The following is a 22,236-nucleotide window of genomic DNA, read 5'->3' as shown; positions in this document are numbered from 1 at the left end:
TTCGGATTCCGGGGCATGCCCCGGCCCTACGGTGCCTGTGTTCGGCACACAGGCACAACCCCACCCCAGACCCGAGACCCTAAGGAAGCTGATGATCAACCCGGTTCATCTTAGGACACTGATCGAGGTGGGCCAGCACGGTTCATTCGCCGCTGCTGCCGCGGCTCTGGGGTATACGGCCTCCGCCGTCTCCCAGCAGATGGCGGCCTTGGAGCGCGACGCCGGGGTGGAACTGTTCCAGCGCACCGCACGCAGCGCCATCCCCACCCCCGCCGCAACAGTGATGATTCGCCATGCGGCCAAAGTTCTGACCGACATTGAGGCGCTCCTGGCTGCAGCGGCACGGAGCCAGGAATCCGGCCGGGAAGAACTGCGGGTAGGGATCTTCCCCAGCCTGGCCACTTTCGTGATGCCCAAGATTCTGCAGAATCCGGTCTGGAAGGACCTGGGGATTGACCTGCGGCTTTCTGTGGGAGAACCTGGCCAGACCATTGCCGGGCTGCAGGCTGGACTTGATGTTGCACTGGTCTTCCAGGTGGGCCAGGCAGGCTTGGCCTGGCCGCACACCATCAACAGGCAGTGGATTGGGGACGACAACTACCGGGTGGTCCTGCCAGCGGGGTGGGGTTTCCGTCCGGAGGCCAAGGTGGCCGCGGACCATCTCTCCGGGATGCCCTGGATCATGCACCACCCGGGAACCAGCGATGCCACAGTGATCGAACGCCTTTTCGCCGGCTGCAACCTGCACCCCCTGGTGGTGGCCCACAGTGATGACTTCAACGCCACCATTGAGATGGCGGCAGCGGGCCTGGGAGCTGCACTGGTACCCGAGCTCGCCCTGCGCAACAGGCCGTCCGGCGTCGTGATCCTTGACGTCCCGGAAATCCGGCTGGCCCGCAACGTGTTCGCCCTGATCATCAACGAGAAGAAAACTGCACGGGTCCAGCTGTTCCTGGACTTGTTGACCGAGACGTTTGGGACGCTGGGCACCGCAGGAAATTAGCCTAACCACTGGCACGGCGCCCCGGCCGGGTCTATGTTGAACAGATGAACAAGGTAGCGAGCAGGCACTTTGGCGAGATTCACCTTTCCCCCGGAGAGGAGCACCGCGTCGCTGCCGTTCATGAGCTAGCTGGGCAGCCGCTGACGCTTGATCTGATTATTACCCCGCATGACACTTTTGATGAAGCCGCCATGCACAAGGTCGATTTCCGGCTGCGGTTCCTGCCGGAACTGGTGGAACAGGTCAGGGACATGATTGCCGAGGAACTCGGGCAGGACGGCACCAGCCCCCAGGAGTACCTGCGCTTCCACTGCAACGCCCTCAAGGAAGAACATCTCAAATCCGTTTTCGGTGTCGAAACCCGCGCGGAACTGACCAACCAGGTTTTCCTCAAAGCGCTGCGCCTGGCGCGCCTGGGCATCTACCCCGGCCAACCCGAACGCTATTTTGTCCTGGAGTTCACGTTGGGAACCAACTTCACGGATGAACTCCTGGTGGCTTCCGCCGACCAGGACGGCGTGGTGGACGACGAGATTCTCTGGGAACCATAGGATCGCGTTTTCCGTCGCTGCCACCCCTGCTTGACCGCTTCAAAAAAGTCCGACGGCGGCCGGTCACCTCCCCAAGGTGACCGGCCGCCGTATGGGTACTGCGTGGCCCGGAAGCCGACCTACTGTGCAGCTTCGAGCAGCGTTGCGCGCACGGCCTGGGTGGCTTTCACCACGTTGCGCAACGACTCTTCCGTTTCGGCGTAACCCCGGGTCTTCAGGCCGCAGTCCGGGTTGACCCAGAGCTGGCGGGCGGGCACATGCTGCACGGCCTTGGTGAGGAGTTCTGTCACCTCAGCCTCTCCCGGGATCCGCGGCGAATGGATGTCGTAGACGCCAGGGCCCACTCCGCGACCGAAACCATGTGATTCAAGGTCATGGACCACTTCCATCCGGGACCGCGCAGCCTCCAGGGACGTGACGTCCGCATCGAGACCATCGATGGCGTCGATCACCACACCGAACTCGGAGTAGCAGAGGTGGGTGTGGATCTGGGTTGCATCAGCTGCTCCCGAGGTGGCCAGCCGGAAGGAATCCACTGACCATTTCAGGTAGGCGGGCTGGTCGGCCCTACGCAGTGGGAGGAGCTCACGGAGGGCCGGCTCGTCCACCTGGATGACCTTGATGCCGGCGGCCTGGAGGTCGTCGATCTCATCGCGCAGTGCCAGGCCCACCTGGTTGGCGGTGTCCCCCAGTGGTTGGTCGTCGCGGACAAAGGACCACGCAAGGATGGTCACCGGTCCTGTGAGCATGCCTTTCATCGGCTTGCTTGTCAGGGACTGTGCGTACTCTGCCCAGGCCACTGTGATGGGCGCGCTGCGGGTTACATCACCCCAGAGGATCGAGGGGCGCGTGCAGCGTGAACCGTAGGACTGCACCCAGCCGTGGACTGTGACGTCGAAGCCCTCCAGGTTCTCGGCAAAGTACTGAACCATGTCATTGCGTTCGGGCTCGCCGTGCACCAGGACGTCATAGCCAAGCTCTTCCTGCAATGCCACAACACGTGTGATCTCGTCCCGCATGAGCTGCCGGTACTGCGCATCGTTCAGCTGGCCCCTGGTATTACGGGCGCGTGCGGACCGGATTTCGGCGGTCTGCGGGAAGGAACCAATAGTGGTGGTGGGCAAAAGCGGGAGGTTCAGCGCTGCCGCCTGGGCAGCCTCACGGACACTGTAGGCCGAGCGCGTGAAGTCAGTCTCCGTCAGCGCTGCCAGGCGGGCCCGGACGTCCTCGCGGCGTACTCCGCGGGCTCCGGCGCGGTTGGCAATGACTCGTGTTGCCTCATCAATGGCTGCTCTGGCTGAAGCAGGGTTGGCGAGGTAGTCCGCGAGCGCGCGGACTTCCACGGCTTTCTGGTCCGCGAAGGCCAGCCAGCTGCGCAGTTGTTCCGAGAGCTGGCTTTCCTCGGTTACATCGTGCGGGACGTGCTGGGTGGAGGTGGAGGTACTGACGGCGAGGCTGCCACCAGCGGCCCTGAGCTGGTCGAGGACGGCAGCGGACGCGGCGAGGTCGTTGCGCCAGATGTTGTGGCCGTCCACGACGCCGGCCACCACTGTTTTGCCACCCAGGGAACCAAGGGCAGCAGCCGAGGGAACGGCACCCTTGAACACATCCAGGTGAAGGGCATCAATAGCGCTGGCAGCCAGGGCATCAAGCTGATCACCGAGCGCCCCGTAGGGGCTTGAGACCAGGATCTGCGGCCGGGCAGCCGCGGATGTGAGGACCTGGTAGGCCTGGGTGACGGCAGCGGCAATCCTGGCTGCAGGGGTGTCCTGGTCAACCACAAGCGCAGGTTCATCGAGCTGGACCCAACTGGCGCCGGCGGCGGCGAGCTTCTGAAGAAGCTGGACATAAACAGGGAGGATGTCCGCAAGGCGGGACAGCGGCGCAAAGTCGGTGCCGGCGTCGTCCGATCCCTTGGACAACAGCAGGTAGGTTACCGGCCCCACAATGTACGGGCGGGTCTCTATGCCATCCGCCAGGGCCAGGGAAAACTCGTCAACAATCCGGGTAGAGGCGAGGGAAAAAGTAGTCTCCGGGCCGATTTCAGGCACCAGGTAATGGTAATTGGTGTCAAACCACTTGGTCATTTCCAGCGGTTGCTGCTCGGCGGTACCCCGGGCCAGTGTGAAATAGCCATCAATGTCCAGCTGGCCGTCCTCGGTGAGCAGTTGCCCAAAACGTGACGGAATGGCGCCCAGGTGCGCGGTGGCATCCAGGACCTGATCGTACAACGAGAAGGTACCGGGGATGGCAGCGGGTTCGTCCAACCCGAGATCGCGGAGGCGGCGGGCTGTGCCGAGCTGGATGTCCGTTGCCACCTGGTGGAGGGCGGCTGAGTCAAGGGTGCCCGCCCAGTAAGCCTCAACGGCCTTTTTCAGTTCACGGCGGCGGCCAATGCGTGGGTAGCCCAGCAGGGAGGCGGTCGGGAAAGGAGTGCGTGCGTTCTGGTCAGTCATGGGATCTTCCTTAGGTTTCAGTAAGGGAATGGGAGAAAAGTTCTGCTGAACGTCCGCGTCAACCAGCGAGGCGTCGGCTCGCTGTCGAGCTGTTTGCTGTTCGGACGTTTACTGCTGGACTATCAGGTCCTGGTCTGTCTGCTGCCGGCCGGATGCTGCGTGCCTGATTGCTGCGGGCCGGATGCTGCGTGATCTGCGCGCGTGGCGGGGCAGGTCGAGCCGGTCAAGAACGTCCAGCGCACTCTGGTGTTCATTGAAGGTGTAGAGGTGCAGTCCGGGTGCGCCTGCGTCCAATGCCGCGTTGGCCAGGTCCACGGTGGCCCTGACACCGATTTCCAGGCGTTCCGCAGCAGTCTCCGCACCGGCAAGGCTGGAGAGCAGCTTGGGCGCCGGTTCAACACCCGTCAGCTCACCGAGCCGAGTGACACGGCGGTGGCTGGTCAGTGGCATCACGCCCGGAATGATCGGGATGGTCACCCCGGCACGGCGGGCACGGATCACCAGGTCTGCGTACTGTTCGGTGTGGAAAAAGACCTGGGTGATGGCGAAGTCGGCGCCAGAACGCTGCTTGGCCAGGAGCACCTCGATGTCATGCTCCTCTGTGGGCGACTCGGGGTGCCGGGTGGGATAGGCGGCCACCCCGATCGCAACCTTCCCGGCACAGAGCAGGGCCGAACGGCGCTGCTCCACGCGCCGGATCAGGTCAACGAGGTCCTGGGCGTAGCGGAGGGCGCCCGGAACCGCTGCGATGGCGTCCTTGGAATGGTCCCCGCGCAAGGCAAGGATGCCACGGACTCCGACGTCCAGGAGCTCTCCAATAATGTCCGCCAACTCCTGCGGGGTGTTGCCCACACAGGTCAGGTGTGCCAGGGGCCGCAGCGAGGTCTCCGTCAGGAGCCGATTGACAAGTTCGACGGCGGTATCCCGGGTGGAGCCATTGGCACCGTAGGTGACGGAAACATAGTCGGGGCGAGTTGCTTCGAGTTCACGGATGGTGTGCCACAGGGTCTCGGCTGCGGCTGGCGACCGGGGTGGAAAGAGTTCGTAGGACAGGGCCAGGGGGGCTGTCCCGCTGAGATCTGGATGGGTGTCAATTAATGTTGGTGGAGACATTTGCGTCCTTGGCTGTGAGCCACCGGCGGAGGTCCACCTGCAGGGGTGGGCTGGCCGGTGAGTGAGAGTTTGGGAACACGGAAGAGGGCTTCTGTGGGAGGCGCAGCCGCGGCTGGTACGCCATAGTCAGAAGATGACCGTGAGCAAATGTCAGGCCCACATGGGGGCACCCACACCCTCGCAACTGGAGGATCGCTGACACGTTACCGGAGTAACTTACTGAAGACTGTACGGACCATGCGCGGTGAATTTCAAGCTCTTTGCCGAATTAAGACTCGAATGTACGGTTCATAGGCTCGAGCTAGGAAATATTCTTCGTTTTATCCTCATTTTTCACCGCTTCCTTCAGGAATCTCCCAGCGTTTTCATAGCAGCCGGGCGTAGCGTCTCAGCCATGAGCTCGATCAATGAATTTCCCCCGGCAACTGAGGGCGCTGCAGAAAATAACCCATCAGTGAAAACTCGGAACTCACCGCCCGCAGGCAAGGCCGGCCCTGACGTGAAGGACTGGAGAGCACTGGGCCTGCACTGCAAGGCCTGGGGAATCATTGAAGGCAGACTCGGCCACGCTGGCCCCGGGAGCGCCAGCCCCTGGAATATCAAAAGCCCCGCACGCGCCCCCATGCCAGCCCACGGGAACGGGTCAGCGGTGAAGGCCTCAAGGGTTCCACCCGCCCAGACGGACAAGCAGCAGTGGATCACGGAACGCGACTCTCCCCGCCAGATTTTCCCGGCTGTGGATTTGCCGGGAAGCGGCCCACAGGCTCCACGGCGCACCATAGCCGCAGGCCTCACCGGTCACCCGCACCGTTCCGAAGAACACGGAAAACATCGCGGTCATGGTCGGCCGCCCCTCATGCAGCGCTGCGTGCAGTGGCTTGGCCTGGACCTCCTCGACTACGAGGGCGACCTCTGAGGTGAGGATCCTTCGGCAACAACCGCACCCTAGAGACCTCACCAGGGAACATAAAGTACGTTCCCTGGTGATTCCCAGCGTCGGTACCTAGGCTGGGTTTGTCAGATTCTGGAGCTATCGAAAGTGATACATCATGGGCATTGGAGACAAGATTCACAACGCAGCGGAGAGCGCTGGCGGCAAGATCAAGGAAGCCGCAGGCAAGGTCACGGACAACGAGAAGCTCGAGGCCGAAGGCAAAGCGGATCAGGCAGGCGCTTCAGCGAAGAAAGCCGGCGAGAACGTCAAGGACGCCTTCAATAAATAGGGCACACTAATAGGCAATCAGAAGGCGGCATTTCCTCCAGGGAATGCCGCCTTCTGCCATGTATGGGCAGCATCGACAGCACTAAGCGATCAGCACCTCGGCGCCAACCACAGATGCTGCATCCGGCCCATGACGCAAGGAGGTTTCCTGACCCTAATGCCCGGACGTTCTGCTGAGGATTTCTGAATTATCGCGGGCAACATTCCGGCTCCGGGAGGAGGCGCTGGATTAATGCTCGAAGAAGGGGATGGACATGGCTTTTTTGTGAGCTCAACGCGAAAACTGCCTTTTGCCGGTGCCCGGGAGTAGCTTGCTGATGTCCAGGACGAGAGCGGTCATTGGGTGGGTTCGTAGGGGTTCTCGTAGGCGGGTTTGCCATAGGAGGACCGACGTTCCACGTTCAGGCCATCATCCACACAACAGACAACGGCTTTGCCACACCGGCAGAAATCACCACGCGGCAATGCTCCGGTGTGATCCTCAAGGGCAGAATCTTCCTCCAAGCAGCGGAGCCGCATGGAAGGGTCCTGCGGTACCGGGACTAGGCTGAGGCATGAATCATCGTGGAGTAACTTGGCATGAAAAACACAAAGCATCCCTGTCGGCAGGCCAGCGGGCGGCCGATGTCATGCGGAACGGGATGGGCAGTTGGCCGTTCGTGGGAAGCTTCATTGCGTTCATGCTCATGTGGGCTGCGATCAATACGTGGGCGCTCGTCAACAATGCGTGGGACCCTTATCCGTACATCCTCTTGAACCTTCTGCTTTCCATGCTCGCTGGCCTCCAGGGCGCGATCCTGCTTATTGCAGCCAAGCGCCAAGATGGTATTGCCGCGGCGATGGCGCAACACGACTACGACACCAATGTCAAAGCAAAAGAAGAAATCGAGCTCCTCATGTCGATCAACCACCAGCAACTAGAAATCCTGCAGGAGCTCCGACGCCTAGCCACGGCAGGGAACGTCGACCAAAAGTGCAGTCCAAACTCCTAATCCAAGCGAGGCACTTCCACACGTACCAGCGCACTAAAGCCTTGGTTAGACAAGATCGGGAGCGCTGGAGACGATGTAATCCGTCGCGGCCTCCCCCGTCATTGCTAGTGAGTTCTTGTCCGGGTCAACATGATGTGCGCGTAATTCCATCCACAACGTGTGTGCTCCGAGCGGCTCATGGTCATTGAGTACGCACCAGCTCGTATAAAGCCCGAAGAGCTGTTCACGATTAAGGCCTTCTTCACTGCCCGGATCAGCCGATACAGCCTCACTGAGAAAAATACGGATATGACGATGAGCCATGACAAACCCTCCGGTAAGAACGTTCTGGATGCCTGTCTGCTCAAGCACGCAACACCTCTGGGCGAAGCTTCCGCCGAAAATCATACAAAAAACAGCTGCCACGCTCTACTCAGGCCATGCTGCTCCACCCGCGTCCCACAATGCCCTTCAAAAATCACGAACCATAGGGCCAGATGACCCCACATTTATGGTCGCCATGGGCCCAGTTCAACTAGGCACTGGATCCCTTACTCATCATCATCGATACGCATGTCTCCCACCTCTGGGACGCATCAGCTATCTGCGCTATGGACTCCATCACCGAGAAGTACCAGCACCATGCCAAGACCACGAAGATCATTGGTCTTAACCGTTGCCAGCGATAGGGTCATCTGGTGGAGGCACCCAGAATAGCTGCGCTCATGTTCACCGCCGCGCAGTCCAGCCAAGGTAGTTCATTTTTCAGTGTGTCCGAGCTACTGCTCAGTGCGTTACTGCTCCTCAGCGGAATCTGGTTTTTCCTGAGCAACAAAAAACACAACAACCAAGAAAAAGGGTTGGAGCACGGGCCAATACTCAAGCTTGAACGCTCGATCGAGAATCCAGCACTGCCGGTAGTCTCTTTTATCAGATCTCACGTGCCTCTAACCGTTACCCATCCTGCTCCGAAGCGACTCCTCATCCTCACGAACACTGGAAAATCGACGGCATACAATGCTCGCATAACAGCGATCCACTGGGACTCAACCACAAAGAATGTTCGATACTTTGCACGGATCGGCCAGTCAAAACAGGTGACCCTGGGTGTACTCAAACCAACCGACCACTATGTAGAAGTTGTTGTAAAGTTCACGACATCCGACGATCAAAAGCGGGAAATAAGACTTCAGTGGGCCGAGCCGGACCAATGATTCACGCCGCCGCAGCGGCCCCGTTGCGGAGCTGAGATTTCATGGTTATTCAACCCCCGACGAAACACAAAAGAAGGCCGTTGCGGATTCCGTCCCGGGTGGCAGGTGTTTTGATCGTGGCCTGGTTGATCTTCGGATTCGCCTCGTGGTCAAAGTCACCCAACCATTTCTCGCGAGGAAAGTTCGGCGTTTTGACCCGCCGAATGAATGAGCGCCGGTCCCTGTCATCACACTCAACTAGTAATGGCTCGGCGAGGAATCCTTGGTCGGCTAGTTGCTTCGTTCCCGGATACAGCTAGGGCCGTCCCTGAACATTGGGATGGCTCATTGAAGAGGCTTATCCGGATCGCCAATGCCTTGGCTAACGCACGGTGCAGCTGGTGCTTATTGGAACACCTAAGGCGCCGATCACGGTGACGGTCCCGGTGACTGGTATTGAGTTCCATCCGCCTGGCCCGCTTGCGGTTATCGAAAAGGTCCCTGTGCCAATGGCAAGGATGTTGGACGGTACCGTGACAGAGCTAGCTGACGACAATGCTGATCCTGAGCCTGAAGGCCCCAGGCCATTCGGCACCACGGTCCAGCTGTAGCCGCTGCGTGGCAAGCCACCCACCGGGGCGGTCCAGCTGAAGGAGAGTTTGGTGAGCAGCCCGGCTGAGCATTGAAGGGCTGTTGGTTTTGCGACAGTGCCCGCTGTCAGCGAGCTAGAGACATACTGGGGTGTTGACCAGGAGGCAAGGGTCTGCTGCGGATGCAGCACACCTGCAGCTCCTGCCAACGTCAGGGCAAGAATGACGCGGTACCGGTGCTTCATCACTGACTCGGGGTTCTTGGAGACCTCTTGGTTCGTCCCCACCTGCCGCCGGCGGCCACAGCGGCAACCGCCACTAATGTGGGCCAAAGTAGGTCAGCACCTGTGGCGGGCAGCTGGCCCATGCTGTTGCCGGTGGATAGTTCATGGCCAGCTCCGGTTGCGGTGAGAATGAGTGTTGCCGAGCCAAAAGATGGCACGGCAGGCAGGCTAGCCTCAATGAGAATCCAGCGTTGTTCGTTAGTGGGAATGGACGCCAGCTCACCGGCAATGGGGGTGGATACTGAGGGCGCCCCGAGCAGGACACCACCACCGGGGCAGGATTCGGCTACCCAACGAACTTTGCACATGCGGATTGTTAGTTCGAGCTCCTTCGGGCCGGAGGAGAGAGGCCTCTGAGAGGCCAGCGTGATCCGCACGGTTCCGGAGTCGTTGGTGTGGGAAGAGACCCCAATCTGCCAAGGAACGGTTGTTCCTGGTGTCATGCGTTCCATGTCGGAATGGTCCAAGACCGAGATGAGCGTTAACACCGGGCCTGCGACCACCTCTTCAGTAGTAGCAGCTAGCACGGGAGTCTGCATGGGGAGGGCGTTGGCGCCGGTCAGGACTAGGGCCACGGCAAGGGGCCCACCGCTGGCCAGGTGCCGTGGTGTCTCTTTTCGTTGCCGTGGAGCTGGCTCGCTAGCGGGCCAAAACGCCCACGTGACAAGGGCTGCGGCACCTAGGGTTATCGCGCCGAGGACCAGCGGGTTCGAAACAGCCATCACCGCGCAGGCGAGATGCGGGATGGAGAAGAGCACGATCCGAACAGTGCCTACAACATAGGGCTGCGCGTCATCAGCAGGGTTTGCGTCCCCGCGCAGCGTGATACTCATATCGCTGCCGGAATCCTGTGCGATAGAGACGACGCGGTGCGTTATCGGTAGGGCCTGGGGTCGGTCGACTGTGACGACGTCGCCAACCCTGATCTCGGAAGCGGGAATCTCCCGCACGATCGCCAGCGACCCGGCAGGAATTGTGGGACCCATGGAACCAGTTTCGAACATGATCAGCGTGATGTGAAAAAACAGGGCCAAGAGGACGAGCACAATGCAGGCCAGTCCGCCGATCGCGGCCAGGGTTAGCAACGCATCGCCGACCCGGATGCTGAAACCACCACGCTTAATTGATTCTGCCTTCATCGATTGCACCTAGTTGGATATTCCGGTGAAGAGCCAATTAACGGTTCCCGCCTGGCCCTGGTAGGAATTGGCTGCCCCAGACTGCACCCTGACCTCGAAGCAGTACCGGAGTTCACCGCCAGGCGCAGTGATGGGAGAGGCGACCGATGGTACCGCAACTGTGGTCACCGCCAAATAGGTTGAAGAGGATCCTGCTATAAAAGCTGGTGTGCCGGTAAATGCGCTCCCGTCACATATGGTTCCAACTGCCTTCGTCCCCACGGCCCGGTATTCCAGCACGGGAACCAGTGGTCCGGATGTTGACGCACTTGCAAGAGCGATAGAGCCGCCCACAGAGGAAGCAGCTGTCGTACGAACATTCACCCAGGCGTAGAGGGATACGGTCGGCGACATTGACGTCGCGTTAAACGCGAGTCCAGCACCCGGCGATGTGGTGTTGCTCGCCCACACCCCGGAGACGGTGCTCGATTCGGTGTTGAATGTGCTCGCGCTGAAGGCACCTTTCACGTTCTCCGAATCAGTCCAGGCGGCAAGAACCATCGTCGCGCCGAGTCCAAGGACGAGGGCTCCTGCAAGGATCGCCCTCCCACGGGTGAAGCGCTGGTACCGGAACCGTGCAATATGCTTGGCCACTGCTGCTACGGAAGCGATTCTGCGCGGAACTCCCACGTGACCACAGCCGAAGTCCCTTGAACGAGTAACGCACTCGAGGTGACTTGCAAGCACAAGAAGGCATTGGCGCCCGGAATCGTGCCTGGCGTAATGGGCTTCGTCAGCCCAAAGGGGGCAGCGCCCGCAACGGCTGTCAGCGCCGTGCCCGTCGGGACAATCGTTGCGGTGCCTGTAGCCGTAGATGTGCAGGCCGCGACGGAGTCAACGGCAATAATTCCGTACGTGAGTAGGCTTGAGGCGGTCCCGGTACCGGAAGCTGTAGCAACCGAGACTGTGGCATCGTTGACGGTGTCCTTGTCTAAGTGAAGCGCGTAAGGAGCCGCCACCGTCTGGCTTGGGCTCATCTTGTCGAACCCCGTTGAGAAGGTCAATGTGGCGGCATCCGCAGCAGCGGCATGATCGGCAAAGGCTGTACCGTCGGTGCTGCCCTGGACGGCAAAATGGCCGGCACTGAAGGTGCCCGTTACAAACTCCGAGTCATTCCAAGCGGCAAGGACAATGGACGCACCTATACCCAGAACGAGACCCCCAGCCAGAATGGCCTTGGCCTTTCGGTTCCTTGATCGTTTGTTGGCCGATGTACTAATCGAAACTGACAATTATCCCCCATTCAGTGCTAAAGACCCGAGCCGGCAGCTGGCACCGGAGTATCCACCCCCAAAAAAAGCAACAGGGGTCGAGTGTAATTTGATATCCGCTGCTGAATCTAAGGTATCCAGAGGCCCTGCACTAGGGCCAAAGGACCCGGATTGACTAAGAGGCTGCCTCCATTTGATAAACCTTCACAACACCGGGTGGAACACCATCACCGGGACCCGGACGACGACCCGAACAGTTTTAGAAGTATCCAAGACACACCGCAGCCGAAGAACGACTCAAGACTCTTCAGGAGCGATGACAGCAGACGAAAGAGGGCCACACCGTTAGGTGTGTCCCTCTTCATTTTATGGAGCGCGGCTCGACAGAAGGTCCGTGCGTTAGTGGTCTCGTCGGCACTACTTCTGTGAGATTGTGCATGATCTCCTGTCACTCACCGCGGCCGGTCCGCTCATTGGTACTTACGAGGTTAGGGGAACCAGAATGAGCGCGAACCAAGTATCCGCCAATACGTCCACAGGTCGATTGAACAAACCGTCTCTTGCTGCCATCGTCTTGGCTGTTCTAGCAGTCGGCGGGATGTGGTTTGCCGGATTCGTAATGCTGGCCATTTTTGCGGTGGGAGCTGGTCATGTTGCACTCCAGCAGATCTCATCGAACAGTCAGCGCGAACGATGGCAAGCGATTGCACCCCTAGTCCTTGGCTACGGGGTTGGTGTGCTGGCCGTAATCTCGTATCTGGGCGTACTCCATGCTTTGTCAACGTAGTTTCCGCCCGCCTTTTTGGACAGAACAACTGAGGTCCAGCATGTAGTGTTCCAGTTCCTTGAAACTAGAACACTCCTGACCGAACCACTCCCCCGCTGGCCAAACCGCTAGATTCCGGGTCGAGTGATAGTCCCACATCTATTCCAAACCCCGTCGCAAAACTCCACGTGGAACATGTTTTCGGTACGATGCAGCAACAGATATTGGCTCCGCTCGCCTCTCGACAGCAAAACTGGATTTAACCCGGGAGCCGGACGACATAGCCACTGCGGGCACAGCACCTGAACTACTAGCACGCAGAAAAGACATCAGGGGGAACACGCGCCCGGTCATGACTTATAGAGGCCCTAATGCAGATTCGGGCCGGAGACGTGCCGGTTGTCCTTCCGTTAGACCGCTTGGGCCGGACTATGCGGGAGACCTTGAACCTTGTGCACAAAATTACCGATAGGGGTGGGACTGCCCCGGCCCTGGGGTATGTCCGGGTCGCGGATGAGCTTCGTCATTGTGAAGACAGTCATGCCAGGACGGGTACGCGGCGATTGGGTCACGAGCGTCATCCTTGGTGTCGTTGATGCCATTGCCGGTGGATGGATCGGTGACAGGCTCTTCAGAAGGACCAGATGTCGTTCTGGGGCCCAGGACCTTGGCGACTGTCCATAATCGGTGGCCTAGTTGTTGCCGAACTTTACTGGGCTACCACCGGACGCAATAAAAGCAACGTCAAATAGCTGAGCTTTTGTCAATCCCTGAGCGGCCGAACTCGCTGAGGTTTCGACCGCTCAGTCGTTTGTTTTCTCCGTTGCATTCAGCCCTGCCAATCACATTCGTCAATCCGGATGTAATGACGGGAAAATCCTTCCAAACAATTATTAAGGTCATTGTCCCGGCTAGCGGTTTTCGGGAGGGGCTGGCGAGACAAAAAGATCACCCGTGAAGGGCTACTACTTTTCTCAATGTTGACCAAAGAGTACCCCCCTACCCATGAGAATCTCGCCGTCGTTCCCCAAGAAGCAATAGTGATGATGCGGTGAAATGTGTCCTTGTGATTGGGTTCAGTTTGGGAGGGGAGCAAGCCTGGCTGCGAGGCCGGTGAGAAGGATGCCGAGTCCTTGGTTGAGTTCAGCTTCTCCGTCATAGTTCGAGAGTTCAGCAGCTAGGGCCCGGAGCCGAGGGAATTCTTTAGGAGGGAGTCGGTGCAGGCCTAGCCGAAGGACCATTTCATGTTCATCGGGATCGACAACGTATTCCTGAAGTTCGTTGAGGATATGCCCGTACAGGAACCCGTAGTAGGCGCGGTATATGTGGAGCGCGCTGGTGGGTTCAAAGCCTGCAGTGATCAGCAGGTCCAGGATCCTCTCTAAAGGACGGATAGTCCCCAGGGGTCGAAGGCTCAGTGGCACCGACAACGGCCGGCTCACTAACAACGGAACAGTGTTCGGGTGCGCCAAGGCCAGCGACCGAAGACTATGGGCGATATGACGGAGTTGTCCTTGCCAGTCTGGATCCGCTGCGTCGACGTGCACCCGGTCCAAAACGATTTCGGTGACACCGTCGAGTAACTCGGATCGGTTCGCCGCATACCGGTAAGGGGCCATAGGATCACGGCCCAAGGCTTGCCCGAGCCCACGCATGGTGAACCCATCAAGGCCCCCGGAATCAATGAGGGCAAGCGCAGCTTCGAGCACCATGGTGCGGTTCAACCGACCTTTTCGCGCCCCAGCGCCTTTAAGGGTCTCTCTGCCTGGACCTTGGCTAGTTGTCGCCATGCCTGAAGTCCTTTCGGTTGTTGGTGCTCCCATGCAACGTACCCTTTTGTTGCCATACCTCGACTCTACGCGTAATGTCTACAGTGTAGAGATATTCTCTATGGTGCACACGCGCCCCGCCTCGGATTCCCCTTCTAGTGGGGTAGTTCAGCGCTAGGGACACGGAGCGTGTTCCATCCACTGCTGTAGCACAGCGGCAGTTTTCTCCGTGAAGATTCAAAGGCGAACCGCTGTGAACGCTACACATTTCGATTCATTCCTGAGTGAAGCCACTGCACCAGGTGCACGTGATCAGGCCACTCTCAAACGCGAACCGCTCTACGGCCTTTACTTGAGCTGGTGCTCTCTCTACGGTCAGGTGCCAGGGAGCGAAAGAACCTTCTGGTCAGCGATGAAGACACGCATCCCTGCGGGATCCAACAACGGTCTTCGAATGAAGGGCCCGGCAGCTTTGGACTACCTCACCACCTCATGGGGAACTTTGTTATGAGCATCGACGTGCCCCTCGCGGAACACCATGGTCCTACAACTCTGATTTCCGGATCTGCTGGTATTTCCGTCCTCTCTAGCGGAGGGCACTTCATCCATTGCGGTGAACCTATGGAATACCTCCGGGTGCCGGATGTCCGCGTTGCAGTATCAACCGAGACTCCCCTTCAGCCTTTCGATGACGTGCTCAGGTGCGCGTGCGGGTTCCAGATGGACGCACCTCGGGCATAGGCCCGTGCTCCGCTTTGACCGATGACTCGGACATGGTCCAAGGAGCGCGCTCTTTTCGATCCTGAGAATCATGGCGACATATCCACCCCGGTAAGGGCGGGTCACTAGCCACGATGGCCTGCGCCTGATGAATCGTTAGGCACCCTAGAGACCAAAAGTGGCGCCAGTGGTATGCCAGCAAGAGCTCACCGACCATGCGCTGACCCAAGTCACCTGTGGCGCCAGCTAAAAAGACGGCGCTGGTCATAGAAGAAATCCCATTCTGTGGGGTTCGCGCTAGCGGACCAACGGGATAGGCCTCGTCAGGCTGCGCGGTGCTCCGCTGATGAACAGGCATCCGTACATCGCGATTCAACCACGGCGTTCTGATGCATGGTGGTGGACGTGGAAGGACTCATTGTCTTGCTTGCAAAAATTGCCGGACCGGCGCCCCTCCCCGAGTGGTTCGACAAGGCAAGTGGCTCGACAAGGATTGCATCGGTGGATCCGCGATCGACTTCCTTGCTTCTATATTGCGGGCGCCTCAGACAATCACATAACAGACCGACACGGCATTCTCCCGCTCATCGAATACGAGCCCAGGCGTGATCGATGCGCTGCTACTTCTCCTTATTCTTCCCATTCCCATTATTACCGTTGTTCCCATTACCGCCGTTGACCTTATCGCCTTGTTTCCCGTTGTTGGCGGTTTTATCTTGCGAGGTCTTTGGGCTATCGGCTACGCCAGGCACCCCACCACCCACCGGACTATCGGCCATGCCAGGCACCACACCACCCACCGGACTATCGGCCATGCCAGGCACCACACCACCCACCGGACTATCGACAGGGCCGGGTGTCTGGAGGGGGGATGGTATGTCGCTAACAGTTTCCGGTGCGACTTTGGTGGATTGCAGGTCGGCTTGCACAAGGTCTAGGGACTGCTGAATTTTCGCACCGCGCTTGGCAGTGACCTGTTGGGATTCGATCGCTTTCGTCAACTGGTCTTGCAGGCGCTGGAGGCTGCGAAGGGCTCCATCTGTGTCACCAGTGGCGGCTTGGTTGGCTGCGGCGGTGACGCTAATTTGCATGTTTTGGCTGGCTGAGACGTTCAGCTCTTCCGGGTTCGGGGTGCACCCGACCAGAAAACCGGCTAGTGCTATTCCGACAAGTAGTGCCCGTGTGCGTGTCGTCATGGTTTCACGGCTTCTAACAGCTGGTTCATGTGGGTGTTTAGCGGCTCGGTGAGGGACGGAAGAGTTGGAGCGGGGGTGGGTTCGTTGGCCGGTGGCGTTCCAGTGATCCAAATCAGTGCTGCGACCACGAGGCCAGCAATGACTACCGCACCCAAGGCAGCCACAACGCGCCATGTAGACCTTCTCTTAGTGTTAGCCACAGCCGGATCGGGGACGGGCCTCGTCCCGGGGGCATTTTCGATTGCGTTCGGATCGGGCAGGTGCGGTCGCTGGTTGAATTCGGACTCGGTCGGCGTGGTTGCCAGAATATTCTCGGTTGTACCCGGTGCGGCGGCAGGGGCAGTGAAGTCTGAAGTCGGATCCGCGATGACCCCGGTGATCGTTGGGTCTGTGTCGCCAGGAACAAAGCCGCGCACGGCCATCATTACTTCTAAGGCGGTAGGCCGTTGGTCCGCGGTACGTGCAGTCATCGCTGCTAGCAGTGACTTCCAGGCGTAGCCGAATTCTGATGGAACACGGGGGTTGTTGCTAAGCCTCGCCAAGGCAACTTCGTGCGTTCCAGTCTGAAGAAATACACGTTCTCCGGTAAGCGATTCGATAAGAACTAATCCGAGAGAATAGATATCCGAAGAGGGCGCCGGAGCCTCCCCTCGCACTTGCTCCGGGCTGAGATAAGCGGCTGTACCAATGAGAGTGCCTGGGGTAGTGACCCTCGTGGAGTCCATGAGATATGCAATTCCAAAGTCCGCCAGAGTTGCTCGATACCCTTCGCCAGGAGTGTGAGAAAGGCGCAATAAAACATTAGAAGGCTTGATATCGCGGTGGACAACACCAGCCTGGTGAACGACGTGCAAGGCTTCGGCGAGGTCACGCACCATGACCGCGACCAGAGTAGGATCAATCGGACCGAGTGCGATACGTCCTGCTAGCGTCGGACCTTCGACATACTCCATCACCAAATATGAATCATTGTCCGAATCCATGCTGGCATCGAATAGCGTCACCAAAGAATGATGATTTAGGGCAGCCAAGAGACGGGTCTCCGCTGCATTCCGGGCCATAGAGGCCGTATCCGCAGAGGTTCCGCGGAATAACTTGACGGCGACCGTCCGACCCAACGGTTCATCGCGAGCCCGGTAGACAACTGCCATTGCGCCCTGTCCGATGCGCTCCTCAAGCCTGTATCGGCCATTAAGGAGGCGCCCAGCGCTATGAGCGGATTTGGGGATCAGTTCAGTCATATGGTCCAGCCGTTTCAGACGAGTTGGTCGGCATTGTCCGTCGTACGCCGGGTCAATCATTCGCCGTTCACCGGGGCAACCGCCGATCGAGTGGCAGACACCGACTGCCGACGGCGCAAACCCAAGACAATGCTGACAAGACATACGACCGCGCCAGCACTAATAAATATGTAACCGATAAAACTAGGGTCACGACACCGCTCGCGTCGACATTAACCACAAAAGGCAAGACAACTCCGATAACAACCAGCGCAACATCACATCCGATTCGCACGACGGGCCCTTTCTCTCCGTTTCAAGCGAGAGATCGTTTCGCGCGGCATCAGGGAATGTGGCGTCTCGGCATCAAAGACTCCATCAGCGATTGATACGTATGCTTATCATAAGTGAATTACCGCTGGTTGACCAACCTGGATCATGGCCCAAAGGACGCCTAAAAAACGCGCTGTTCGTTTCAGTGACACCTTGAGCATCAGCGTCACCGCGTGTTGCTGACCAGGTCGCTTCGCCGTAAACGAGTCGGCCTCCGGGAAGCACTAGTGCTTAAAGGCCGCGCAGGGCCGCGGCGTCGTCGAGCGGTATCGCGTCCTCTACTGGAGGCCCCCACATCTGGCTCGCGCCGATACAGATGACAGCCTCAGCAAGGGAATCCTGGGCTTCTACCCCAAGCATCGAAGAAAAGCTCACCCTGTCGAGCAGCCCACGAGTCACCGCCTGTTGCCTAGCCCTGTCGATGAACGCGGAAGACACATTCACTCCACGTCCGCGCGCCTGTGGGGACGACGTTAAAACCAGAAGGACTAGTTCACCCCATCCACACCCCATGTCCAGAACCTCAGCTCGCGCCGGGTCGGACAAGAACGCCACAAGGTGCGCGGCGCGTTCCTTGGCGAGCGGAGTAAGCCAAGTCAGAGACTCGTAGAGGCGAGGCAGTTCAAGCGATGTGTCGTCGATCACTCAATGACGTTCCCACGAGACACAGAAACGACTGTTCGTCCGTAGGATGGTTATTCAGCGCGGTGGAAACCGAGCGAATTATTTCCAGCTCTTGAATCTGCAGGATTTGTCATTTTCAGAAGTCGCCTGGACTGTGATTATGCCGTTGGAGGGTGGCTCCGGAACATACGTGCCCACCAGTCCAGTTCAATGGGACACAATGGTCGCAGTTCCAATCAGGAGGTGGATGCTTTGAAGAGGTTCTATGTTGCGTCGAGCTTCAGGAATATCGCCACCGTCAGGTACGTCGCGCAAGCTCTGGAAAGCAAGGGCTACGTCAACACGTACGACTGGACCCAGAACGCGTCGGTGGGCGGTGCGGGTGCAATTACCCTCAGTGATCTGCGCTCTATCGGGCAACACGAGAAAGATGCAGTGAAAGATGCCGACGTCGTCGTGATCCTGCTTCCAGGAGGGAAGGGTACGCATGTTGAGCTTGGCATCGCGATCGCTCACGGCAGAAGGATAATCCTGCACTAGCAGGACGAAGTTATCAACAACCTTGAGACCACCAGCACGTTCTACCACCTACCTAAGGTGGAGAAGTGCCGCGGAACTCTACATGACCTCATAGCTATGATCGTCGGCCAAGAAATGACCGCGCCGCTGACTGACTCGGTTCATGTCCCAGTGAGGTCCCCCCAGCGTGGTGGTGACCTAACAAATTATTCCGGGCACCTCAATTTCATATAACTGGAACACTCCCAGAACCGCTGGTTTAACGCGTGAGGATCGTGATGCGCTGCGAGCCATAACTAGATTTGGTTCATTTAGGCAGTTGAGGTGACTTGAACACTTTTACGCATCTGGACGGAAGTGGTTTGGTATCCGAGAGATTCATAGAGTTTGCGTGCGGTGGTGTTGTAGCCGAAAACGTTGAGTCCGATGGTTGCTGCCCCGTGGTCGGCTGCTGCTTTCTCTGCGAGTTGCATGGCCGCACGACCAAAACCGTTACTTCGGTGAGGTTCATCAATCTCTATATCGAAAACCCACCAGTCGGTGGATGATTCCCTCGTAGGAGCAATCCATAGGTATCCCACGACCTTGGCTGACTTGTCTGGTTCGTTCGTGATGACGTCGTAGACAAGGTGTCCAGGTGCTGGCACGCCATTGGGAAATGATGTCTCCATCGACGCCCGCGCTTTGTCTCTAGCCACATCAGTTGGATCGCCAGCCTTTAGTCGGGATTGCTCATATTCCCGGCTCACCCTTTGAATCCAGAGTCCAAGGAGGTCATGGGACATAAATCGTAGTTCGATGCTCATTCATCCAGATTAGGTCAACGAGACTAAGGTGAACCCTCGTGAAGAATCCAACACCGTTGGAACTGTTCCAGTTTCTTGGAAGTGAAATACTCCCTGGACATCATTGGGGCGGTGTTCCTAAAAAACTTCTTGGACCTCGTTACACTTTGGCGTTGGGTAGACATTAACGGGGTATGAGCTTGGAAGAATTATTCAAGGACCACCGGGAAGTTCTGCGGCAGAAGCGATTCCTGGCTGCGCACGCGGCTGGCCACGACCGCATCTACCGTTACTTTCGACGTCGAACCTATAGCCCAGCTACGGCCGAGGAACTGTGTGCGGAAGTGTTCAGAATCGCATGGGAAAAGACCTTAGACCGAGATGATCTTTCCGTCATGTTCCTCTTTGGTATGGCGAAGAACGTTCTGCGGAATCACCACCGCGCTACCACGCGCTCAACAGACCTGATCACCGCCCTGCGCTCCGAACATCAAAGCCACGAAACCTCAGGGCATTCCCCACTTCTTGAAGCCTTGGAACATTTACCCATAGATGACCAGGAGATTTTGCACCTGACGTACTGGGACGGGCTATCTTCCAAGGAAATCTCTGGTGTCCTCGGTACGAGTGCAACTGCCGTGAGAATGAGGCTCCACCGCGCCCGCAAGACCCTGGGCAATCTCCTAGGGTCAAACCACCTAGTCGAAGGTGCAGAAGCATGAAAACGCAGCCATTGAACGATCCGCTCAAAAACGTATTCGACGCCATTGACCCCGCAGCGCGGATCACCGAAACGGACTTGGCCAATAGCCGAGAAAATTCACTTGCCATGATGATTCGGCATACCGAACTGCACGAAACATTCGTGAAAAACCCCGAAAACTCGTCTCAAGTCAAGCCAATTGTCCGACGAACAGCTCTTTGGGCGGCAGTAGCAGCAGCCGTGACAGGGGCTTTGGTAGCTACGGATGCAGTAAGTTTCTTAGGCCACACTCCCCCGACCGCAGAAGCAGCGCAATTCCTCAACGCTGCGGCTCACCAAACTGCCCGTGTGGCGGACCGCGTTATTGGTCCGGGCCAGTACCTCAGAGTCGACACAACAGCAGTGATAACTGATGAAGCATCCAGCGGCAATGGAACGATATATTGGCTCCAATCCCAAGACCGCCAAATGTACGTACCGTCAGACCGGAGCAACGATTGGATCATTAACTTCGAGCCGGCTGTACCTGTCTCGTACTTCGGAAACACAACCGAAGCCATCGTATTAGAGGTGAAAGAACGCACACCCCAGGGACGAAATGAACGCGGTGGAGTTCAAAGGACAGAAGCACCATGGTCAGATACAGAACTGGCTAAGTTCCCACGAGAACCCAAGCAACTCCTAAATACGATCTACTCCCAAACAGGCGGATCAGGTGATGATGCAGATACTCGCGCGATCGTCTGGATTTCAGACCGACTGCGATCTGGTGTCCTAGCCTCTGATCTAAGGGCAGCCCTATACAAAACTGCCGCTATGATCCCCGGGATGACTGTCGTTGATCGTCAAGCCAACCTCGACGGTCGTGTGGGCACAGCTCTTGGACGCGTAGACAAGAACACCAACATCCGTCACGACATCCTCATCGATCCGGCAAACGGAGAGTTCATCGGAGAACGAGTGGTCAGCATCGAAGGATATGGGGAAATTCCACCCAACACACCAACCATGTGGACTGCAGTAGAGACCTCCGTCACGAACAGCGCGCCCACACCCGAGAGCTAATGTATCTGTCGTACCGAAACCAAGGGCCAACACTAAAAGACACATGAGTCTACCCAGGCCTCATTGCTGTTAGGTCAAGCCCTACTGGCGCTTACAACAGCGCATATGACAGCGATCAACCGACCGGTTCTTAGGTCTGACGCCTCACCCTAGCTGCGGGCTGCGGAGAACGCTCCAATCCTTCTCACTGGGACCCGCAACGAAGACCGGTGGTCACCTCGATGTGAGTCTCCGCCGTTTGTTCCCACGGCGGAAGGCGAAAGCCATCATGAGGCCCGTTCCGCCAAGGACGACAGTGAAGACAACACCCAATCCCAGAACGGATTGCCCTGGTGCGCCGTGTCCTTCAATAACTGCAGAATCAGGATCGTCGCTGCGATAGACGACTGTTACGGTATTGCCCACTTCGGGCTTGGCATCGGGGGCCCAGTCTGCCCAGACCATGTGTCGTGATGCGTCTGAGGGAGAGTATTCGGCCGCAAATCGATGGTCAGAGGCCTCGGGGCCGTCATTGACGTCAATGACAGTCCCTGTCGTCCGAGAACCCGTCTCAAGCAAATTGTTGTCAGCGGCAACTAGAACGCTACCTATGGCGACCATAGCCGGACCGGTGACTAACATTGCGAGGATTAACAGCACAAGCCCCAGTGGCGCCGATCGAGAGTTCGGCCTGGCACCATCTGCTGCCTTCGATAGTTCCATCTGCCTATCTCAACACATCTACATAAGAATCCACACCAAATGCTTCGCTACTAATGAAGTAC

Annotated in this window: 23 protein-coding genes; 10 read left to right on the top strand and 13 right to left on the bottom strand. The window is 58.2% G+C overall.

Features of this window, described 5'->3' with window-relative positions:
- Positions 1-91: 91 nt before the first annotated feature.
- Positions 92-1,003: a LysR family transcriptional regulator gene (locus tag QMG79_RS05430; RefSeq protein WP_283537569.1), complete on the top strand. Its 912-nt coding sequence runs from the start codon at positions 92-94 to the stop codon at positions 1,001-1,003.
- A 44-nt stretch (positions 1,004-1,047) separates the two neighbouring features.
- The gene (locus QMG79_RS05425) at positions 1,048-1,554 is read left to right on the top strand and encodes a DUF2004 domain-containing protein (protein WP_283537568.1); all 507 of its coding nucleotides are present in this window, start codon (positions 1,048-1,050) and stop codon (positions 1,552-1,554) included.
- Positions 1,555-1,673: 119 nt separating this feature from the next.
- On the opposite strand, the gene metE is transcribed toward QMG79_RS05425, so the two are convergent.
- Entirely contained in the window at positions 1,674-4,010 is a 2,337-nt protein-coding gene (gene metE / locus QMG79_RS05420; protein WP_283537567.1) for a 5-methyltetrahydropteroyltriglutamate--homocysteine S-methyltransferase, read from the bottom strand.
- 108 nt (positions 4,011-4,118) lie between these two features.
- Positions 4,119-5,123 carry a methylenetetrahydrofolate reductase gene (locus QMG79_RS05415; protein ID WP_283537566.1) on the bottom strand — a complete coding sequence of 335 codons (1,005 nt, stop codon included), beginning with the start codon at positions 5,121-5,123 and terminating at the stop codon, positions 4,119-4,121.
- A gap of 394 nt (positions 5,124-5,517) precedes the next feature.
- Between QMG79_RS05415 and QMG79_RS05410 the strand changes: the two genes are divergently transcribed.
- A complete protein-coding gene (locus QMG79_RS05410; RefSeq protein WP_283537565.1) occupies positions 5,518-6,039 on the top strand; it encodes a hypothetical protein in 522 nt (173 codons plus the stop codon).
- A 133-nt stretch (positions 6,040-6,172) separates the two neighbouring features.
- Positions 6,173-6,346: a CsbD family protein gene (locus tag QMG79_RS05405; RefSeq protein WP_283537564.1), complete on the top strand. Its 174-nt coding sequence runs from the start codon at positions 6,173-6,175 to the stop codon at positions 6,344-6,346.
- Positions 6,347-6,681: 335 nt separating this feature from the next.
- Here QMG79_RS05405 and QMG79_RS05400 read toward each other — a convergent pair whose 3' ends face one another.
- Entirely contained in the window at positions 6,682-6,864 is a 183-nt protein-coding gene (locus QMG79_RS05400; protein WP_283537563.1) for a hypothetical protein, read from the bottom strand.
- A 35-nt stretch (positions 6,865-6,899) separates the two neighbouring features.
- On the opposite strand from QMG79_RS05400, the gene QMG79_RS05395 reads away from it, so the two are divergent.
- Positions 6,900-7,337: a DUF1003 domain-containing protein gene (locus QMG79_RS05395; RefSeq protein ID WP_283537562.1), complete on the top strand. Its 438-nt coding sequence runs from the start codon at positions 6,900-6,902 to the stop codon at positions 7,335-7,337.
- 45 nt (positions 7,338-7,382) lie between these two features.
- Here QMG79_RS05395 and QMG79_RS05390 read toward each other — a convergent pair whose 3' ends face one another.
- The gene (locus tag QMG79_RS05390; RefSeq protein ID WP_283537561.1) at positions 7,383-7,688 is read right to left on the bottom strand and encodes a hypothetical protein; all 306 of its coding nucleotides are present in this window, start codon (positions 7,686-7,688) and stop codon (positions 7,383-7,385) included.
- 326 nt (positions 7,689-8,014) lie between these two features.
- Here QMG79_RS05390 and QMG79_RS05385 point away from each other — a divergent pair, with 326 nt between their 5' ends.
- Positions 8,015-8,530 carry a hypothetical protein gene (locus tag QMG79_RS05385; protein ID WP_283537560.1) on the top strand — a complete coding sequence of 172 codons (516 nt, stop codon included), beginning with the start codon at positions 8,015-8,017 and terminating at the stop codon, positions 8,528-8,530.
- An 813-nt stretch (positions 8,531-9,343) separates the two neighbouring features.
- On the opposite strand, the gene QMG79_RS05380 is transcribed toward QMG79_RS05385, so the two are convergent.
- The 3 genes from QMG79_RS05380 to QMG79_RS05370 are packed head-to-tail and all read right to left on the bottom strand — an operon-like array spanning position 9,344 to position 11,793.
- Entirely contained in the window at positions 9,344-10,522 is a 1,179-nt protein-coding gene (locus tag QMG79_RS05380; RefSeq protein ID WP_283537559.1) for a signal peptidase I, read from the bottom strand.
- Between the two features lie 9 nt (positions 10,523-10,531).
- A complete protein-coding gene (locus QMG79_RS05375; protein ID WP_283537558.1) occupies positions 10,532-11,155 on the bottom strand; it encodes a SipW-dependent-type signal peptide-containing protein in 624 nt (207 codons plus the stop codon).
- 5 nt (positions 11,156-11,160) lie between these two features.
- Positions 11,161-11,793: a SipW-dependent-type signal peptide-containing protein gene (locus QMG79_RS05370; protein WP_283537557.1), complete on the bottom strand. Its 633-nt coding sequence runs from the start codon at positions 11,791-11,793 to the stop codon at positions 11,161-11,163.
- Between the two features lie 481 nt (positions 11,794-12,274).
- Between QMG79_RS05370 and QMG79_RS05365 the strand changes: the two genes are divergently transcribed.
- Complete coding sequence (locus QMG79_RS05365; protein WP_283537556.1) at positions 12,275-12,559, top strand: hypothetical protein; 285 nt, start codon at positions 12,275-12,277, stop codon at positions 12,557-12,559.
- Positions 12,560-13,614: 1,055 nt separating this feature from the next.
- On the opposite strand, the gene QMG79_RS05360 is transcribed toward QMG79_RS05365, so the two are convergent.
- The 4 genes from QMG79_RS05360 to QMG79_RS05345 all read right to left on the bottom strand — a co-directional run bounded on the left by QMG79_RS05360 (position 13,615) and on the right by QMG79_RS05345 (position 18,421).
- Positions 13,615-14,250 (bottom strand): TetR/AcrR family transcriptional regulator C-terminal domain-containing protein, encoded by a 636-nt coding sequence (locus QMG79_RS05360; RefSeq protein ID WP_283537555.1) that lies wholly within the window; start codon positions 14,248-14,250, stop codon positions 13,615-13,617.
- 1,397 nt (positions 14,251-15,647) lie between these two features.
- The gene (locus QMG79_RS05355; protein ID WP_283537554.1) at positions 15,648-16,223 is read right to left on the bottom strand and encodes a hypothetical protein; all 576 of its coding nucleotides are present in this window, start codon (positions 16,221-16,223) and stop codon (positions 15,648-15,650) included.
- Positions 16,220-17,464: a serine/threonine-protein kinase gene (locus QMG79_RS05350; protein WP_283537553.1), complete on the bottom strand. Its 1,245-nt coding sequence runs from the start codon at positions 17,462-17,464 to the stop codon at positions 16,220-16,222. The genes QMG79_RS05355 and QMG79_RS05350 overlap by 4 nt, the downstream gene beginning before the upstream one ends.
- Before the next feature lie 543 nt (positions 17,465-18,007).
- The gene (locus QMG79_RS05345) at positions 18,008-18,421 is read right to left on the bottom strand and encodes an SAM-dependent methyltransferase (RefSeq protein ID WP_283537552.1); all 414 of its coding nucleotides are present in this window, start codon (positions 18,419-18,421) and stop codon (positions 18,008-18,010) included.
- A gap of 222 nt (positions 18,422-18,643) precedes the next feature.
- Between QMG79_RS05345 and QMG79_RS05340 the strand changes: the two genes are divergently transcribed.
- Positions 18,644-18,940 carry a TIR domain-containing protein gene (locus QMG79_RS05340; RefSeq protein WP_283537551.1) on the top strand — a complete coding sequence of 99 codons (297 nt, stop codon included), beginning with the start codon at positions 18,644-18,646 and terminating at the stop codon, positions 18,938-18,940.
- 290 nt (positions 18,941-19,230) lie between these two features.
- On the opposite strand, the gene QMG79_RS05335 is transcribed toward QMG79_RS05340, so the two are convergent.
- Complete coding sequence (locus QMG79_RS05335) at positions 19,231-19,725, bottom strand: GNAT family N-acetyltransferase (RefSeq protein ID WP_283537550.1); 495 nt, start codon at positions 19,723-19,725, stop codon at positions 19,231-19,233.
- 173 nt (positions 19,726-19,898) lie between these two features.
- On the opposite strand from QMG79_RS05335, the gene QMG79_RS05330 reads away from it, so the two are divergent.
- On the top strand, positions 19,899-20,426 hold the full coding sequence (locus QMG79_RS05330) for an RNA polymerase sigma factor (protein ID WP_283537549.1): 528 nt from the start codon (positions 19,899-19,901) through the stop codon (positions 20,424-20,426).
- Entirely contained in the window at positions 20,423-21,472 is a 1,050-nt protein-coding gene (locus QMG79_RS05325; RefSeq protein WP_283537548.1) for a CU044_5270 family protein, read from the top strand. Before QMG79_RS05330 ends, QMG79_RS05325 begins: the two co-directional genes overlap by 4 nt.
- Positions 21,473-21,685: 213 nt before the next feature.
- On the opposite strand, the gene QMG79_RS05320 is transcribed toward QMG79_RS05325, so the two are convergent.
- Positions 21,686-22,072 (bottom strand): DUF3592 domain-containing protein, encoded by a 387-nt coding sequence (locus QMG79_RS05320; protein ID WP_502934701.1) that lies wholly within the window; start codon positions 22,070-22,072, stop codon positions 21,686-21,688.
- Between the last annotated feature and the right edge of the window lie 164 nt (positions 22,073-22,236).

This window comes from Pseudarthrobacter sp. PS3-L1 (assembly GCF_030063285.1).
Classification (GTDB): domain Bacteria; phylum Actinomycetota; class Actinomycetes; order Actinomycetales; family Micrococcaceae; genus Arthrobacter.
Note: the sequence above shows the minus strand (reverse complement) of the source record. Positions and strands in the feature narration are given on the sequence as shown.

What these genes read in the sequence shown, in the direction of transcription:
- QMG79_RS05430 (WP_283537569.1), top strand. Translation starts at nt 92, where the DNA reads ATGATCAACCCGGTTCATCTTAGGACACTGATCGAGGTGGGCCAGCAC.
- QMG79_RS05425 (WP_283537568.1), top strand. Translation starts at nt 1,048, where the DNA reads ATGAACAAGGTAGCGAGCAGGCACTTTGGCGAGATTCACCTTTCCCCC.
- metE (WP_283537567.1), bottom strand. Translation starts at nt 4,010, where the DNA reads ATGACTGACCAGAACGCACGCACTCCTTTCCCGACCGCCTCCCTGCTG.
- QMG79_RS05415 (WP_283537566.1), bottom strand. Translation starts at nt 5,123, where the DNA reads ATGTCTCCACCAACATTAATTGACACCCATCCAGATCTCAGCGGGACA.
- QMG79_RS05410 (WP_283537565.1), top strand. Translation starts at nt 5,518, where the DNA reads ATGAGCTCGATCAATGAATTTCCCCCGGCAACTGAGGGCGCTGCAGAA.
- QMG79_RS05405 (WP_283537564.1), top strand. Translation starts at nt 6,173, where the DNA reads ATGGGCATTGGAGACAAGATTCACAACGCAGCGGAGAGCGCTGGCGGC.
- QMG79_RS05400 (WP_283537563.1), bottom strand. Translation starts at nt 6,864, where the DNA reads ATGCGGCTCCGCTGCTTGGAGGAAGATTCTGCCCTTGAGGATCACACC.
- QMG79_RS05395 (WP_283537562.1), top strand. Translation starts at nt 6,900, where the DNA reads ATGAATCATCGTGGAGTAACTTGGCATGAAAAACACAAAGCATCCCTG.
- QMG79_RS05380 (WP_283537559.1), bottom strand. Translation starts at nt 10,522, where the DNA reads ATGAAGGCAGAATCAATTAAGCGTGGTGGTTTCAGCATCCGGGTCGGC.
- QMG79_RS05365 (WP_283537556.1), top strand. Translation starts at nt 12,275, where the DNA reads ATGAGCGCGAACCAAGTATCCGCCAATACGTCCACAGGTCGATTGAAC.
- QMG79_RS05360 (WP_283537555.1), bottom strand. Translation starts at nt 14,250, where the DNA reads ATGGTGCTCGAAGCTGCGCTTGCCCTCATTGATTCCGGGGGCCTTGAT.
- QMG79_RS05355 (WP_283537554.1), bottom strand. Translation starts at nt 16,223, where the DNA reads ATGACGACACGCACACGGGCACTACTTGTCGGAATAGCACTAGCCGGT.
- QMG79_RS05350 (WP_283537553.1), bottom strand. Translation starts at nt 17,464, where the DNA reads ATGACTGAACTGATCCCCAAATCCGCTCATAGCGCTGGGCGCCTCCTT.
- QMG79_RS05335 (WP_283537550.1), bottom strand. Translation starts at nt 19,725, where the DNA reads ATGAGCATCGAACTACGATTTATGTCCCATGACCTCCTTGGACTCTGG.
- QMG79_RS05330 (WP_283537549.1), top strand. Translation starts at nt 19,899, where the DNA reads ATGAGCTTGGAAGAATTATTCAAGGACCACCGGGAAGTTCTGCGGCAG.
- QMG79_RS05325 (WP_283537548.1), top strand. Translation starts at nt 20,423, where the DNA reads ATGAAAACGCAGCCATTGAACGATCCGCTCAAAAACGTATTCGACGCC.
- QMG79_RS05320 (WP_502934701.1), bottom strand. Translation starts at nt 22,072, where the DNA reads ATGGTCGCCATAGGTAGCGTTCTAGTTGCCGCTGACAACAATTTGCTT.